The organism is Streptomyces sp. NPDC003023 (assembly GCF_042888225.1).
In the GTDB taxonomy this organism is placed as follows: domain Bacteria; phylum Actinomycetota; class Actinomycetes; order Streptomycetales; family Streptomycetaceae; genus Streptomyces.
This window is the reverse complement of the sequence record NZ_JBIAPL010000014.1, coordinates 55,845-71,560: the sequence shown is the minus strand read 5'-3', so window position 1 is coordinate 71,560 and position 15,716 is coordinate 55,845. Positions and strand designations below refer to the sequence as shown.

Here is a 15,716-nt window from a genome sequence, read left to right as displayed (position 1 = left end):
TCGCGTCTGTGTTGCGTCGCGTCTGTGTTGCGCGCGCGTTGCGTTGTGTCGCGTCCGTGTTGTGCCGCGTCGGTGTTGCGTGTCCGTCCGGTTGCGCTCAGGCCGGGATGATGCGGCACTCGCGGGCGGAGGCGAGGAACGCCCGGGCCGCGAAGTCGATGTCTTCCTCGGTGTGGCGGGCGGTGACCGCGATCCGCAGGCGGGCCAGGTCGTTGGGGACGGCGGGGGTGACCACGGGCAGGCCGATGACGCCGTTCCTGCGGCAGGCGGTGGCCAGGTCGTAGGCGGCGTCGTCGGAGCCGGCGATGAGCGGCAGGACGGCGGTCTCGCTCTCCTGGGTGCGCAGTCCCTCGGCGTTGATGATCTGCCGCAGGCGGGCGGACTGGTGCTGGATGTGGGTGACGCGTTCCGGCTCGCGCTGCAGGATGCGCAGCGACTCGAGGGCGGCGGCCGCCTGGGCGGGGCCGAGGGCGGCGGAGAAGAGGAAGGGGCGTGCGGCGTAGCGCAGGTGGCCGATGAGTTCGGCGGGGCCGGCGACCCAGCCGCCCATGGAGGGGATGGCCTTGGAGAGGGTGCCGAGTTTGACGTCGACTCTGGCCTGCCAGTCGAAGTGCTCCTCGATGCCGCGGCCGGTGGCGCCGATGACGCCGAGGGCGTGGGCCTCGTCGACCATGAGGAGGGCGTTGTGCTCGTCGCAGACCTTGCGCAGCTCGGGCAGCGGGGCGATGTCGCCGTCCATGGAGTAGACGCTGTCGACGATGACGAGCCGCACGCCGTCCGGACCGGCGGCGCGCAGCCGGCGGTCGAGGTGGTCGACGTCGTTGTGTCGGAAGCGGGTGACGGTGGCGCCGGACAGGCGGCAGCCGTCGACGATGGAGGCGTGGTCGTACTTGTCGATGAAGACGGTGTCGCCGGGGCCGACGAGGCCGCCGACGGTTCCGGTGTTGGCGGCGTAGCCGGAGCCGAAGACCATGGAGGCCTCGCGGTCGGCGAAGCGGGCCACCTCGGCCTCGAGTTCCTCGTGCAGCGGGATGGAGCCGGCCAGGGCGCGCACGCCGTGGTTGCCGGTGCCGTAGAGGTCGACGGCGGCCTTGGCGGCGGCGACGACGCGTTCGTCGCCGGCGAGGCCGAGGTAGCTGTAGCCGGACATCATCAGCAGGCGGCGGCCGTCGAGATCGGCGTAGGCGCTGTCGCGTTCGACGGTGTAGGCGACGAAGCTGTTGCGGCGGTCGGGTTCCCATTCGAGCGCCTGGACGCGGCGTCGTGTGGCCGCCAGCTTCGGCTCGAGGCGTTCCCATCCTCCAGATGCGTTCACGTGCGTCTCCTCATCCACTTCTCGGGTCGGTCCAGGCGCGTCGTCCTTTCTATGCGCAGGGCCGCAAGGCGGGCGCAATAGGAGGCACAGCACCCTCGAATTCCCCTTGCGGCAAGCTGGAGTAGAAGATCTCCCACGAATGGGGAAATACCGGAGTCGCTGGTTCCCACTTATTCCCGCGGGTATGTTTTTCAGCCAGTGTTGAATGTGGCGACAATTGGCCGGTACGGTCGAATCCATTGGGAAAGGGAGTACGAAGCAGATCTGGTTGCGAAGCCGGGGCGCGTATTCGCGATCTCCCCTTTCCCCTTTTTTCGCGCCCCCGCGCGTGCGTGCCGCGCGCCGCCGAAGTCTTGGGGGACTCAGCGTTGCTGATCAGACTCGTAGGTCTTGTCACGATCGAACACGACGGGACGGCGCCACAGCATCTGTCGAGCGCTCAGGCCCAAGTGGCCTTCGCCCGGCTGATACTGGAGCGAACGTCAGGAACCAGCCGCGACCAGCTCGCGGACACCGTGTGGCCGGAGGGCCTGCCCGACACGTGGGCCTCCGCACTGCGCAGTGTGGTGAGCCGGGTCCGCGCCTATGTCACCGGCCCGCTGCAGAAACCGGGCGGGACACCACTGATCGCACAGAGCGGCCGGTATCTGCTGCGGCTGCCGGACGACGCGGCGGTCGACCTGGAGGCGGCGGAGGCCGCCATGGCGGAGGCCCGGACGGCCTTCGCGGACGGTGCGCACGCGGTGGCGCACCAGCTGGCGTCGGGCGCGGTCTCCAATCTGCGGGGCTCGTTCCTGCCGGCGCACGAGGGCGAGTGGGTCAACTCCGTGCGTGAACGGGTGGACGAACTGCGCCTGATGTCACTGGAGCTGGCGAGCCTGTCGGCCTCCGCACTGGGCGCGGAGCACCACGCGGTGCGCTACGCCGACGAGGCGGTGCGCCGTGCGCCGTTCCGGGAGAGCGCGTACCGGTGCCGGATGTCGGCGCACGCCGCGGCCGGCAACCGGGCGGACGCGCTGCGCGCCTACCAGCAGCTGCGGGAGGTTCTCGCGGACGAGCTGGGCATCGACCCGGCGGCCGAGACGCAGGCCGCGTATCTGGAGCTGCTGCGGTCCGGGGAACCGGCCGGGCGGCAGCGGCGGCCGGCGTCGTCGGGGCGGGTGCCGGCGGATGTGCTCGATCCGCTGCTGATGGGGGCGTTCGAGGCCTTGAGCCCCCCGGCGGCGGTCGCGCCCTCACGGGTGCGGTGAGCGGTGGGCGCCCGGCAGCCCGGCACCTTGCGGTGCCGGGCTGCCGGCGTCTCGCGCCGGGTGACGGTCGGGGCCCGGCCGATCCACCTCGGCAGGGCCTGAGGACGGGCGGCCCGCCGCCCCTGGTGGGGGTGGCGGGCCGCTTGCGGGGAGGCGGGGCTGCTCAGGTGATGGAGACGCCGCTGTCGATACTGATCACCTGGCCCGTCATGCAGTCCTGGTCGAGGAACAGGGATGCGCTGCGGGCCACCTCCTCCACCGTCACGAAGCGCGGGACGGGGGCCTTGTCCTCCATGCCCTCGATCACACGGTCGGGGAGGTCCTTGGTCATGCCGGTGATCATGAAGCCCGGGGAGAGGGCGTTGACGGTCACCCCGCGCCGGCCGCACTCGGCGGCCAGCGTGCGGGTGAGGCCGATCAGGCCCGCCTTGGAGGCGGAGTACGCCGTCTGTCCGGCCGTCGCGATCAGGCCCGACGGTGAGACCACGTTGATGACGCGGCCCCACCTCTGACGCAGCATGTGCGGGACGGTGACGCGTGCGGTGTGGAACGAGCCGATCAGGTTGGTCTGGATGACCTGGGCCCAGTCCGCCGGGTTCTGCATCGCCATCAGCGCGTCCTTGCGGATGGCGCCGTTGTTGACGAGAACGTCGACGGGGCCGAGGCTCTCCTTGATCTCCTCGTACAGGGCGGTGACGGCCTCGTAGGAGCCGACGTCGCCGCTGACCACGATCGAGTCGTGGGTGAGTTTGTCCTGCACGGCGCGGGCCGCGTCCTTCGAACTGTTGTAGTGGACGGCGACCCTGCAGCCGAGCGCGTCCAGTTCGAGGGCCAGGGCCTGGCCGAGGCCTCCGGAGGCGCCGGTGACCAGGGCCACGGGGTGCTCGGGGCGGCTGCCCGTCTTCTTGCCGCTGCTCATCTCTTTTCTCCACCCCATTCCAGCAGGACCGATCCCCAGGTCATGCCCGCGCCGAAGCCGGCCAGCAGGACCAGGTCGCCGTCGTTGATGCGGCCTTCGTCGAGTGCCTCGGTCAGGGCGATCGGGATCGACGCGGAGGCCGTGTTCCCGTATTTGTGCAGGTTGGTGACCAGGGCCTCGGGTTTCAGGCCCGTGTGACCGAGGATCGAGTTGATGATCCGTATGTTCGCCTGGTGCGGGATGACGTGGCGGACGTCGGCGGCCTCGACCTTGGCGCTCGTCAGTGTCTCCCGCACCGTGCGCACGGTGTAGCGCACGGCGTTGAGGTAGATCTCGTTGCCGTTGATCTGTGCGTAGTGCAGGCCCTCGCGGACGGTGTCCTCGGTGGTCGGCATCCGGCTGCCGCCGGCCAGGACCTTGAGGCTGCCGGTGCAGGAGCCGTCGGCGCCCAGGTTCCAGCCCAGCACCCGGTCCGTGGCCGCGGGGACCAGGACGACGGCGCCCGCGCCGTCGCCGACGAGGATCGACAGGTCCCGGTCGGCGGGGTTGGCGGTGAGGGTGTGGGTGTCGGAGCCGATCAGCAGGATCGGCCGGGGGTCGATCTTGATGAGGGCCATGGCCTGGACGAGGCCGTAGACGAAGCCGGCGCACTCGGAGTTGACGTCGTGCGCGCTGCCGGCGATGCCCAGCTCGTGGTGGACGAACGCGGACGTCGCCGGCGACGGCTGCTCGGGGGTGGCGGTGGCGACGATCAGGTGTGCGATGTCGCCGCCGGTCAGCCCCGCCTTGTCCAGAGCGTGCCGGCCGGCCTCGACAGCGAGGGAGGCGGTTGTCTGGCCGGGCCCGACGGCCCGGCGTTCGTGGATCCCGCACCGGCTGACGATCCAGTTCTCGTCGACGCCGAAGCGCTGCGCGAGCTCCGTGCTGGAGACCACGCGCTCGGGTACGGCCATGCCCCACCCGGTGATGTCGAAGCCGTTCACAGGCGTTTCTCCCCTGATCAGGCCTGGGCCGGCACGAGCTGGCAGATCCGGTCGTAGACGACGCGCAGTGTGGTCGTGTCGTCGATGTCGGCGAACAGCGACTCGTCGGCCGGGATGTGCGGGTACTGGTTCTGGAACCCGTACAACCACTCCATCAGGTCCAGCGAGTCGACATCCGCGATGTGCTGGAGCGGCTGGTCCGGGTCGACCTTCTGGGCGCCCGAAACGGCCTCGAGCTGGCTCGCCAGTTCTTCGATGGTGGGCAGCGACATGGGGTTCGGTCCTCTCTCGCAGGGCTCGGCTTGTTCTGCCGCAAATCGAAGCCCCAGCCGCGCAAGCGGGGCGCAACAGCGCCGGCCGGTCGGCGTCTTGCACATCTGTTGCGAGCACTTCGCTTTCCTCGTGTCCGACAGCCGCACCCCGGAACAGGAGTTGAGGAAGAGATGACGACGGTCGCTGACAAGTCGGTCCCCGAGGTCGACGCGATCAGGCACCACTACGAGGTGAGCAACGACTTCTACCGCCTCCTGCTGGGGCCGACGATGATGTACTCGGGCGGCTACTGGGAGGAGGGCGAGGGCCTCACGGAGGCGCTCGACGAGGCCCAGGAGCGCAAGCTCGACCGGTTCGTCGAGCTGGCGGGCGCCGCCGGCAGCCGGCGGGTGCTGGACGTGGGCTGCGGCTGGGGCACGATGCTCAACCGGCTCACCACCGTCCACGGTGTCGAGCAGGCCGTCGGTCTGACGCTGAGCCGCACCCAGGAGGCGTTCATCGCCGGCCTGGACAACCCGCGGATCACCACCCGCGTCGAGTCGTGGGAGGACCACACCGCCGACGACCCGTACGACGCTGCGTTCTGCATCAACGCGCTGGAGCACTTCGTCTCCAGCACGCTGCCGCCCAGGGAGCGCACCAAGAAGTACCGGGTGTTCTTCAACAAGGTGGGCGCGGCCCTCAAGCCGGGCGGCAGGTTCGTGCTGCACACCATGACCGCGGAGGCGCTGCCGATGAACCGGCAGCTGCTGGACGACCTGAAGTTCCTGCAGCGTTCGGAGTTCGAGAACTGCCACATCCCGCACCTGCACGAGCTCACGCAGGCCGCGGAGGGACTGTTCGACGTCGTCGAGATCGTCAACGAGCGCGAGTCGTTCGCCGTCGCCTGCCGGGCGTGGCTGAAGCTGCTGGCCGCCCGCCGTGACGAGGCCGTCGCCCTGGAGGGCGAGGAGGTCGTGGCCCGCTTCGAGCGCTACCTGGACATCTTCGCGTACACGCTCGAGGACAAGTTCTTCAACAACTTCCGCGTCACCATCGCGCGCCGCTAGAGGAGGCCCACGTGACGAGCACACTGGAACCCGCGCGCAGCGACGGGAGTCCCTCGCCCGGCGGGCGGGCGACGGGCGGCGGCCCGACCCGGCATCTGCGCGTCGCGATCATCGGCAGCGGCTTCTCCGGTCTGGGCATGGCCGTGCGGCTGCTGCAGAAGGGCGTCGACGACTTCCTGGTCTTCGAGCGGGCCGACGAGGTCGGCGGCACCTGGCGCGACAACTCCTACCCGGGGGCGGCGTGCGATGTGATGTCGCACCTGTACTCGTTCTCCTTCGCGCAGAACCCGGGCTGGAAGTCGACGTTCGGCAAGCAGGAGGAGCTGTACGGGTATCTGCGGGACGTCGCCGACCGGTTCGGGGTGCGCCCGCACATCCGGTTCGGTCACGAACTGCTCGCCGCCCGCTGGGACGAGACGGCCCGCCGCTGGCATGTGACCACCTCCCAGGGCGACTACACCGCCCAGGTGCTGGTGTCGGGCACCGGATACCTGTCGGAGCCGGCGGTCCCCGCCATCGAGGGCCTGGCGGACTTCGAGGGAACGGTGTTCCACTCCTCGCGCTGGGACCACAGCCACGACCTCTCGGGCCGCAACGTCGCCGTCATCGGCACGGGCGCCTCCGCGATCCAGTTCGTACCCAAGATCCAGCCCGCGGTGGGACGGCTGGACCTGTACCAGCGCACGCCGGCGTGGATCGGGCCGAAGAACGACAAGCCGACCAGCGCGCTGCAGTCGAAGCTGCTGCACAGCGTCCCCGGCTACCAGAACTTCCGCCGCAACTTCAACATGTGGGGCCGTGAGGTCCTGGCCTTCGTGATGAAGCGGCCCAAGGTCGCGGGCAAGATGCAGAAGATGGCCAGCGACCATCTGGCCAAGTCCGTCACCGACGAGCACCTGCGGGCGAAGCTGACGCCCGACTATGTGATGGCGTGCAAGCGGCTGCTGTTCTCCAACACCTGGTACCCGGCGATCCAGCAGCCCAACGTGGACCTGGTCACCGACGGGATCGACCATGTGCGGGCCAAGTCGATCGTCGCCGCGGACGGCACCGAGCGCGAGGTCGACACGATCATCCTCGGTACCGGGTTCAAGGCCACCGACCGGCCGGTCGCGGGGCGTATCGCGGGCCGTCAGGGGCGTCTGCTGCGGGACGTGTGGCGCGAGGGCGGCATGGCGGCGCACCGCGGCACCACGGTCGCCGGCTTCCCGAACCTGTTCCTGCTGCTGGGCCCCAACACGACGCTGGGGCACTCCTCGCAGGTGGTGATGATCGAGGCGCAGATCGGCTACGTCCTCGACGCGCTGAAGCAGATGGACAAGCGGGGCCTGGCCAGTGTCGAGGTCCGGGCGGAGGCGCAGCAGGCGTACAACGAGCGTCTGCAGGGCCGGCTCGAGGGCACCGTGTGGAACGCCGGGAACTGCAAGAGCTGGTACCTGGACGAGCACGGCCGCAACCCGTCGATCTGGCCGACGTACACGTGGCGGTTCCGTCGCGCGACGCGCCGTTTCGACCTGGGCGAGTACCAGCTCGCCACCACCGTCAATGCCGGCAGACCGGCACTGGATCACGCTTAACCCGAACGGGAGGCAGACGCCCATGAACAGCAACACGCTCTCGCGGCGCAAGGTACTGGGCGGCATCGCGGCCACGGTCGTGGGCTGGAGTGTCGTCAACCAGTCGTGGGCGACGGCCGCGGAGGTCGACGACGGCTGCGCGGACGTGAAGCAGGTGCCCGCGCTGGACGGCACTTTGACGACGTCGTCGTCCGACCTGGACGGCTTCCGCCAGGACTTCGGGCGGCTGAAGCCGTCGGCGCCGTGGGCGGTCCTGCGTCCGGGCTCCGACCAGGACATCGTCAAGATGGTCAACTTCGCCCGGGCGAACCGGCTGAAGATCGCCGTCAACGGACAGGGCGGCACCGGCGACGACATCGAGTCGCACTCCGTCTACGGCCAGGCGGCGGTGCCGCAGGGCGGCATCTCCATCGACGCCCGCGCCATGTCGAAGATCATCAGCATCAACTCGACGAACGCCGTCGTCGAGGCCGGGGTCACCTGGGGTCAGCTGACCGACGCCGCGCTGAAGGTGGGCAAGACGCCGCCGGCGCTGCCCGACTACCTGCACCTGTCGATCGGCGGCACGGTCTCCATCGGCGGGATCGGCGGCACGGTGGCGAAGTTCGGGCTGCTGGCCGACACCGTCCACTCGCTGGACGTCGTCACCGGCACCGGCGAGATCTTCACCGTCTCCGCCTCCGCCCGGCCCGAGCTGTTCAACTCGGTGCTCTCCGGCGGCGGCCAGACCGCGATCATCCTGCGCGCCAAGGTGAAGCTCACCCCCGCGCCCCAGCGGTCGGTGGTCTTCAGCCTCTTCTACAACGACCTGGCGACCTACCTCGCCGACAGCGAGAAGGTCATGGCGGAGAACCGCTTCGACATCCAGGCCGGGGAGATGCTGCGCCGCAGCGACGACTCGGGCTGGCGCTACAAGATGGAGGTCGCGGCCAACTACTCGGGCACGGCCGTCCCCGACCGGGCGGCACTGCTGGCCGGACTGCGTGACGTGCGCGCCGAGGCCGTCGTCGAGGACGTCCCCTACCGCGACTACATGTTCCGTCTCGACGGCTACGAGGTCTACCTGAAGGAGACCGGGCACTGGTACCAGCCCAAGCCGTGGCTGAGCCTGTTCCTGCCGGCGTCCAAGACGAAGGCGTTCATGGAACTGGTGGAGCAGGAGCTGACCACGAACGACCTCGGCGGCGGGTTCCTGCTGTTCTACCCGTACTACACCCGCAAGGTCACCCGGCCGCTGGCGGTGCAGCCGAACGAGTCCGTCGGCTACCTCTTCGACCTGCTGCGGTTCCCCAACCCCGGTGAGACGGGCATCGACGCGATGCTCGAGCAGAACCGCCGCCTCTACGACAAGGCGGTGGCGATGGGCGCCAAGCGGTATCTCGTCGGTGCGATCCCCCGGATGACCACGGCCGACTGGAAGGCGCACTTCGGCTACCGCTGGGACGAGTTCTACAAGGCCAAGCGGCGCTACGACCCGTCGAACGTCCTCACCCCCGGTCAGGGCTTCTTCGGCTGACGTGTCCGGCCGCGGGCCCCTGACCCGCACACCGACAGGAGAAGGTGCATGACGAGTTACGACCTGATCGACGAGGCGGTCATCGACGCCCCGCCGGACGTCGTCTGGGACGCGCTGATCGCCGAGTTCCGCGGCGGCGCCCGCTGGTGGGTGCCGGCCAACACCTTCGCCGCCGGGTCCGGTTCGCCGGACGAGGTGGGCGGAGAAGTGCGGGTGACGGTCCACACCAAGGGCGTCGACAAGGGCGGCCCGAAGCTGCGGTTCACCTCGCGGACCACAGCCGTCGAGAGGGGCCGGCGGCTGACGGTCGAGTACGTCGAGGGTGTCTTCCGCGGCCCGAGCGACTTCCTGCTCGAGCCGCTGGACGGCGGGCGGCGCACCCGGCTCGGGATGCACTTCCGCGGCCGTCCGCACGGCTGGCTGAAGGTGCTCGCGAAGGTCGCCGACATCGGCGCCGAGCATTCCAAGGCCACCAGTGCCGCGTTCGCGGCGCTGGGCGGTGTGCTGAGCGCCGCGAACGCGGCCGGGGCGGGGTCCGGGGCCGGGGCCGGGTCCGGGGCCGGGGAGCGCGCGCGATGACCACGACGGCACCGGCGCCGGCCGCCACCGAGAGCGCGCTGCGCACGGACGACGGGGCCCGCCTGGCGGTGAGCGTCCTCGACCCGCTGGGCCCGCCGTCGGGCCGCACGGTCGTCCTCACACACGGCTGGGCCGCGGCCCGCCGGGTGTGGGGCACGGTCGCCGACCGGCTGCTGCGGGCCGGACACCGGGTCGTCATGTACGACCTGCGCGGCCACGGGGCCTCCACGCTCGGCCGGGAGCCGTTCACGGTTCCCCGTCTCGGCGCGGACCTGGGCGCGGTCCTGGAGCACGTCGGGGCGCCGGACGACGTGATCGCCGTGGGGCATTCGGGCGGCGGGTTCGCGACGATGGCGCACGCGGCCTCGCCCGGGGCGCGGGTGGGCGGCCTGGTGCTGCTGGGCACCGCCGCGCACGACCAGGACACGCCCGACAGCGAAGTGCGGATGATGGGCAGCCCCTTGTTCTCGTGGGCCGTGTCGCGGCCGGCGCTGGGCCGCCGGCTGCTGGCTCAGAACATGCTCGGCAAACGGGCCGACGCCCGCGCCGGGGAGGTCAACCGGCAGATGTTCGCGGCCACTTCGCCGCAAATGCGCGCCGACGCGTTCGCCTCCACGCGGGGCATGGACCTGCGCGCGGACCTGGCCCGCATCGCAGCCCCGGCGGTGGTCCTGGCCGGCAGCGGCGACAAGGTCATCGCCCCGGCACTGGGCCGGGCGGTCGCCGACGCCCTGTCCGGCGCCCGGTTCGAGGAACTCGAGGGCGCGGGCCACATGCTGCCGCTCGAAACACCCGACGCGGTCGTGCGGGCGATCGAGGAGGTCACGGGCCGGGCCGGGTGACAGCCTGCTCCCCCGCGCACGCGCGCCGCCCCGCCGGAGTTCCGGCGGGGCGGCGCCCGCGTTCTGTGGCTGGAGGCGCGAAGCGATCCGGCGGGCGTCGGCGTTCACCACCGCCTGGCACCACGCGACGAAGTTTTCCGCCGTCACCTGATGGCCGGCCCCCGCCCCAACGAAGACCAGGAAGGAGGAGCCGCACCACCCCTCGGACCCGTGGAACCCGACGTCACCTCAGCGTATGCGACGGCCCCGCGTCCGCACCGACGAGACGAATCCGGGCAAACCACCGGATCACCTCGCACGGTCAGACCGCAGAAGAATCGAGGTCACAGTCCTCCTAATCGATCCAAGGGCTGCCCCTGGCGTAGGAAGTCCCGCAGAGGCTCGGCCGACTACGCACGATCCGCACAGAAGCCGGCCCAGCGCATCATTCAAACCAATGACGTGCCGGCCATTCAGGCATCCAGTCCGCGGCCTCCCTCCCTTCGAATACACCCACCAGCCAGTCGACAAGCAGAAGTTCAGACTCCCACCAGTCCGCCCACCCTCTCCGGAAGGCGGAAACTCTCCATTGGCCGCCCCTTTCCTCCAGGAACAAATTGTCCCCTTCGACCGTATGACCAAAAAAGAACATGCCGCCTTCATCCGGCAGGACAGGGCGAGGAATATCCGGATGGCCGTCGCGCACGAAGTCGCTCATGCGAACCCCCTTCTCCACGGCAAATTCTGGGCCGTAGAGGAACAGGAAGTCGGAGATCAAAAGGTCTCCGTACAACGCCAACACTTCCCGGACATCCGAAGGCAGCTCCACCCCGAACGCTTGACCAACCCCCTCCATCGACCTTCCGCTCCCACCTCGCGGAGGAACACCAAGGATTCTCTGAAGATCGATGATTCCAGACACGCAAGAACCCCTTACCAGCACTTGTACGAGTCAACAGGCTTATTAAAGATTTCACATCTGATGCTTACGTCACCAGACGAGGTGAATCTCACCTTCGTCGGGATCACAGAATTTGGGTCACCGTAGACCGGAGACACTTCCACCAACTGCCTCCCTCCCGCCTTCATAGATTTCACTACATGAGATTCAGCCACTTTATACATGAGGTCATTGGCGTTCTGATACATGGGCACAAAGTTCCTCGTGTCCTTATTTGATCCACCCATGGCGTATCCGATCAGATGGCCACGGGCCCGGTTGTCTCGCGGCAGCTCCTTCAATCCAGGGAGAGCGAAGCCAAGTCCTGGTCGTGGAGGCGGAGTGCAGTCAGCCTGAGTCAGGTTCGAGAAAGCACCAGTGGCGACGCCTGGCCGGCGTGCTCCAGGCGCGGCAGATAGGCGATATTTCCCGCAGGGCTGAAGTCGGCGCCGGTGTCGCATCTGTTGCGGCGGTTACTACCAGGCCCCTCGGCAGGAGGCTGCCCGTTTACCCATGGGGAGACGGCATCCACGTGCTGAAACGCCTCTGCGCAGCTGCAATCGGCCAGGAAGCGTCCTTCATGCGGTCCATCAATTGACTGTCCGTCAGTTGCCGACCGCTGGTCGGTGGATCGTGGTCTTTGCTTCGGAGCGCGGGTGAGGCTGTTCTGCTCGGCGGTCAGGCGGGAACTCCGGCCCGGTTCAGGACGGCGGCCATCTCGTCCTCGGGGAGCGCCGGGTTGGCACCCGCGCTGGAGGCCAGTTCGGGGACATGAAGTGCCTCGCGGAGTCGGTGGAGCGGCAGGCGCGGGTCGCCTACCGCCGCCTGGCGCGTCCGAACCGCGGGGTCGTGGCTGAGCCGTTCGATCAGCGCGGGCGTGGCGGCGGGGTCCCGGACTGCCAGCCGGCGGCGGTTCCCGTCCGGGTGGTCCGCGTAGCGGGCGGCGAGTCCCTCGCGGGGAAAGCGGGGGTGTGTTTCCGCCATCCAGGCGGAGAACGTCCCGCCGAGCCGCGCGTACACACGCATCAGGACTTCCTCCGGGGTGTCGGGGTGGTGGATGCCCAGGAGGTTCTCGACCACGGGGTCCTCGACGCGTGCGAGCAGGCGCAGCAGGTCGGGTGGCAGGTGGGGGCTTTGGGCGGCGGCGCGCCGGAGCAGCGGGTGGGCGGAGGCCGCGGCCCGGCGCCGCACCTCCGGGTCGGCGAGCCCGTCCCGTACCCACTGCACGCCGTCGCCTCTGTCGCGGTCCCCGGCCGTGAAGTCGATCGCCATGCGCCGTGTCTCGTCCAGTTCGGGCCTGAGGGAGACCGCGAGCCGTACGGCCTCGTCGGGGTCGACGGCGAGCCGCTGTACGAGATCGGCGGGCAGCGACGGGTTCTCGGCGAGGGCCGCCAGGTGCGTGCGCTCGGCGACGTACCGCTCGGCGTCGGTGCGGAGAAGGAGCCCTCGGCGCAGCGCCTCGGCGGCGGAGTTGGGGTCGCGGAGGAGTTCGGCGGTGATGCGTGCGTCCCGTCGGCACTCCCGCAGCGCGGCGGCCCGCCGCACCTGGGGGTCGGGGTCGGCCAGCAGCGCCAGCCGTCTGCCCGGCGGCAGGGCTTCCCATGCGCGCACCGCTTCCCGGCGCGCTGCCGCACGGTGATGAGTGGCCATCGAGGCCACGAACGACGGTGCCAGATGAGGCGAGTCCAGCAGTGCCGTGCGGACGGAAGGGGCGGGGTCGTCGAGCAGGCGGACGCACACGGCGTCCGGGAGCGGCGCGACCTTTGTGCGCGGGTCGTAGACCTCGGGTCCATATGCGAGAGCGGCCCGCACCTTGGGAGATGGATCGTCCGCAAGCCGGGCCCGCTGTGCGGGATCCGCCCTGGCGCTCATGGCGAAGTCGGTACGGGCGCCCTGGTTCGGGTGGGTCAGGATCAGCGTGACGGCCGGCTCGGGGAGCCCGGCCCGCTGGAGGGCGTCACGGGGCGGACGGCCGTCGAGGGTGAGCAGGCGCAGCAGCAGCGGTGTCGGCAGCGCCGGATTGCGTGCGACTCCGTCCAGCGCGGATGCGTGGAACGCCACCATGATTCGCCTGCCCGTGTGTCTTTCCCCGATTGGTCAGCGACCATGATCCCCTGTGTCAGGTGGTGGTCAGGACGATTGTCTGGGCCGGGGTGCCGGCGGGGAGGTGGGTGTCGGTGGGGCGGGTGGTTCGGTATTCCTGGGGGCTCATGCCGCGGACGCGTTTGAAGGCGGAGCTGAGGGCGAACGCGCTGCTGTAGCCGACGCGTCGGGCGACGGTGGCGACCGTGGCGTCCGGTTCGCGCAGCAGGTCGGCGGCGAGGGTGAGCCGCCAGGTCGCCAGGTAGGCCATGGGCGGCTCCCCCACCACGGCGGTGAAGCGGCGGGCCAGGCCCGCGCGGGAGACGCCGACCTTGCGGGCGAGGGACTCCACGGTCCAGGCCTGGGCGGGGTTGTCGTGGAGCAGGCGCAGGGCGGGGCCGACGGTGGTGTCCGACTGGGCCCGGTACCAGGCGGGGGCGCCGGCGCCGGGTTCGGCGAGCCAGGTGCGCAGCACGCTGACGAACAGCAGGTCCAGCAGGCGGTCCAGGACGAGTTCCTGGCCGGGTTCGTCGCGGCCTATCTCTTCGGCGAGCAGGGTGACGAGTGCGTTGTCGCCGGTGCCGGCGGGCCGGATCAGCAGGGTGGGCAGGGCGTTGAGCAGCCGGCGGCCGATCTCGCTGGGGGCCTGGTAGGTGCCGCTGAGCATGACGGAGGAGCCGTGGCCGAGTGTGTCGCCCCAGGTGCGCACGCCGAGCGCCATGGTGTCGGTGACGTCCTCGCCCGCGGTGGTGTTGCAGCGCTGTTCGGGGCCGACGACGATCTGCACGCCGGTGTCCTGCTCGTCGGCGATGGTGTACGGGTCGGGTCCGCGCAGTACGGCGACGTCGCCGGGGCGCAGCAGGGCGGGGGTGGAGCGGTCGGGCAGCACCCAGGCGTTGCCGCGGACCATGGTGACCAGGGAGATGGGGGCGCGGTCCTCGACGCGCAGTGCCCACGGCGGGCTGAAGACCGACTTGATCAGGAACGCGCCGCGTGCCTTGGGGCCTTCGAGCAGTCCGGTGAGTGCATCCACTGTGTCGGTACCTATCGGCTGGAGACGGTGCGCCCGTCCTGCCGTGCGGGGGACGTCCGGCAGGACGGGCGCAGCTTGTGGGGACGCGGCGCCGGATCAGTGGCGCTGCGTCGACAGTGCCCGGCCGAGGCAGAGCAGGGCGGCCGTGCAGGCGAGGGTGCGGGCGGCGTTGGAGGGCACCCAGGTCTTCTTGTACGTGTGGCGCAGGGCGGCGAGTTCGCCCGCTGCCCGGGGCAGGCCGGCTGCGGCGAGGCGTTTGTTGAGGGGGACGTTGATCCGCAGGGTGAGGATCACGGCGGTGGTGTAGAGGGCGAGCGCGGCCCAGGTCCAGCGGGCCGCGGTGTGCTGCCCGATGCGGGTGAGGCGGCTCGCGGCGATGCCGGTGGCGAGGAAGGCGCCGAAGAAGACGAGTCCGAACAGCCCGTTCTCGATGGCCTCGTTGATGTTCTGCATGGCGGCCACGTAGGTGTGGTCGTCGCCGCGGTCGAGGCCGGGCATGACGGAGACGTCGAAGGAGAAGTAGAGGCCGGCGCTCAGGCCCATGGCGATGGTGGCGGCGTGGAGCGCGGGCTGGGCCGTGGACATCGGCTCTTCCTTCCGGCGGGCGGCGGGCGGCGGGTGACAGGCGCGGGTCGGCGGGCGGCGGGTGACGGGCGCGGGGCAGCGGGGCAGAGGTGGCGCGGGTCAGCGGGGGTCGAGGATCGCGCCGAGGCCGCGTTCGTAGCGGCGGCGCAGGACGGTGCGGCCCAGCAGCCGTACGGGCGGCGGCATGGTGGCGGCGACCAGGTCGGCGGACCGCTTGTCCGCGTCGTCGAACATCCACGGCGGCAGGTAGGTCAGGACGCCGGGGGGTGCGGTGCGCACCAGGCGCTGTTCGAGGGCGAGGTAGTCGCGTTCGGGGAGTTGGGCGAAGATCGGGAAGACGGTCTTCTCCTCGTCCGCGAGGTGGTGGGTCAGGACCTGGCGGAAGTGTGCGGCAGCGGCGGGCAGGGCGGTCGGGCCGGCGAGGGCGGTGGTGACCTGGTCCATGGCGTGGTCGAGTTCGGTGTGGTCGCCGGCGATCTCGTCGGCCTGGGGTTTGAACTGCGGGAGGCGGCGCAGCAGTTCGGGCCACAGGAAGTCGTCCTCGCTGCGGTGGTGCCAGTCGATGACGTCGCGCAGGCGCTGCCACCACTGGGCGGCGGGGCCGGCGCCGTGGGCGGTGATGCGGGGGGCGGCGGCGGTCAGGCGGGCGGCGTCGCGGCGCATGGCGACGTGCATCAGGGCGAAGCCGTGGAAGTGGCCGGGCAGGGTGTCGAGCCGTTCGCTCGACATGGGGGTGCTGCTCATGGCCGCCTCCTCGGGGGTGGCTTCTGTGCAGGGCTGGTCCGGTGCCGCGG

At 70.3% G+C, this 15,716-nt stretch carries 16 protein-coding genes; 6 read left to right on the top strand and 10 right to left on the bottom strand.

The genetic code is table 11. The annotated features are described in order from the left end of the window. Positions 1-97: 97 nt before the first annotated feature. Positions 98-1,315 (bottom strand): aminotransferase class I/II-fold pyridoxal phosphate-dependent enzyme, encoded by a 1,218-nt coding sequence (locus ACFYV1_RS31470; protein WP_389399039.1) that lies wholly within the window; start codon positions 1,313-1,315, stop codon positions 98-100. Positions 1,316-1,683: 368 nt separating this feature from the next. Between ACFYV1_RS31470 and ACFYV1_RS31465 the strand changes: the two genes are divergently transcribed. Beyond that, positions 1,684-2,565, top strand: coding sequence for a BTAD domain-containing putative transcriptional regulator (locus ACFYV1_RS31465; RefSeq protein ID WP_389399038.1), 882 nt, complete (start codon positions 1,684-1,686; stop codon positions 2,563-2,565). 163 nt (positions 2,566-2,728) lie between these two features. Here ACFYV1_RS31465 and ACFYV1_RS31460 read toward each other — a convergent pair whose 3' ends face one another. The 3 genes from ACFYV1_RS31460 to ACFYV1_RS31450 are packed head-to-tail and all read right to left on the bottom strand — an operon-like array spanning position 2,729 to position 4,739. After that, entirely contained in the window at positions 2,729-3,484 is a 756-nt protein-coding gene (locus ACFYV1_RS31460; RefSeq protein WP_389399037.1) for an SDR family NAD(P)-dependent oxidoreductase, read from the bottom strand. Continuing rightward, a complete protein-coding gene (locus ACFYV1_RS31455; protein ID WP_389399036.1) occupies positions 3,481-4,467 on the bottom strand; it encodes a 3-oxoacyl-ACP synthase III family protein in 987 nt (328 codons plus the stop codon). Before ACFYV1_RS31455 ends, ACFYV1_RS31460 begins: the two co-directional genes overlap by 4 nt. A 17-nt stretch (positions 4,468-4,484) precedes the next feature. After that, positions 4,485-4,739: a hypothetical protein gene (locus tag ACFYV1_RS31450; RefSeq protein WP_389399035.1), complete on the bottom strand. Its 255-nt coding sequence runs from the start codon at positions 4,737-4,739 to the stop codon at positions 4,485-4,487. Positions 4,740-4,910: 171 nt separating this feature from the next. On the opposite strand from ACFYV1_RS31450, the gene ACFYV1_RS31445 reads away from it, so the two are divergent. The 5 genes from ACFYV1_RS31445 to ACFYV1_RS31425 are packed head-to-tail and all read left to right on the top strand — an operon-like array spanning position 4,911 to position 10,303. After that, positions 4,911-5,789 (top strand): class I SAM-dependent methyltransferase, encoded by an 879-nt coding sequence (locus tag ACFYV1_RS31445; protein ID WP_389399034.1) that lies wholly within the window; start codon positions 4,911-4,913, stop codon positions 5,787-5,789. Between the two features lie 11 nt (positions 5,790-5,800). After that, positions 5,801-7,366 (top strand): flavin-containing monooxygenase, encoded by a 1,566-nt coding sequence (locus ACFYV1_RS31440; protein WP_389399033.1) that lies wholly within the window; start codon positions 5,801-5,803, stop codon positions 7,364-7,366. Between the two features lie 22 nt (positions 7,367-7,388). Then, positions 7,389-8,882 carry an FAD-binding protein gene (locus tag ACFYV1_RS31435; RefSeq protein ID WP_389399032.1) on the top strand — a complete coding sequence of 498 codons (1,494 nt, stop codon included), beginning with the start codon at positions 7,389-7,391 and terminating at the stop codon, positions 8,880-8,882. 48 nt (positions 8,883-8,930) lie between these two features. Further along, entirely contained in the window at positions 8,931-9,461 is a 531-nt protein-coding gene (locus tag ACFYV1_RS31430; RefSeq protein WP_389399031.1) for an SRPBCC family protein, read from the top strand. Then, positions 9,458-10,303, top strand: coding sequence for an alpha/beta fold hydrolase (locus ACFYV1_RS31425; RefSeq protein ID WP_389399030.1), 846 nt, complete (start codon positions 9,458-9,460; stop codon positions 10,301-10,303). The genes ACFYV1_RS31430 and ACFYV1_RS31425 overlap by 4 nt, the downstream gene beginning before the upstream one ends. A gap of 424 nt (positions 10,304-10,727) precedes the next feature. Here the strand turns inward: ACFYV1_RS31425 and ACFYV1_RS31420 are convergent, their stop codons facing one another. From ACFYV1_RS31420 to ACFYV1_RS31395, 6 genes are all read right to left on the bottom strand, one after another. Continuing rightward, positions 10,728-11,204, bottom strand: a complete 477-nt coding sequence (locus tag ACFYV1_RS31420; RefSeq protein WP_389399029.1) for a hypothetical protein — start codon at positions 11,202-11,204, stop codon at positions 10,728-10,730. 11 nt (positions 11,205-11,215) lie between these two features. Beyond that, positions 11,216-11,683, bottom strand: coding sequence for a DNA/RNA non-specific endonuclease (locus tag ACFYV1_RS31415; protein ID WP_389399028.1), 468 nt, complete (start codon positions 11,681-11,683; stop codon positions 11,216-11,218). 217 nt (positions 11,684-11,900) lie between these two features. Continuing rightward, complete coding sequence (locus ACFYV1_RS31410) at positions 11,901-13,286, bottom strand: Mucin-2 (RefSeq protein WP_389399027.1); 1,386 nt, start codon at positions 13,284-13,286, stop codon at positions 11,901-11,903. A gap of 55 nt (positions 13,287-13,341) precedes the next feature. Then, complete coding sequence (locus tag ACFYV1_RS31405) at positions 13,342-14,337, bottom strand: AraC family transcriptional regulator (protein WP_389399026.1); 996 nt, start codon at positions 14,335-14,337, stop codon at positions 13,342-13,344. 96 nt (positions 14,338-14,433) lie between these two features. Next, positions 14,434-14,922, bottom strand: a complete 489-nt coding sequence (locus ACFYV1_RS31400) for a DUF1772 domain-containing protein (protein ID WP_389399025.1) — start codon at positions 14,920-14,922, stop codon at positions 14,434-14,436. Positions 14,923-15,021: 99 nt separating this feature from the next. Further along, a complete protein-coding gene (locus ACFYV1_RS31395; RefSeq protein WP_389399024.1) occupies positions 15,022-15,666 on the bottom strand; it encodes a hemerythrin domain-containing protein in 645 nt (214 codons plus the stop codon). Positions 15,667-15,716 lie beyond the last annotated feature (50 nt).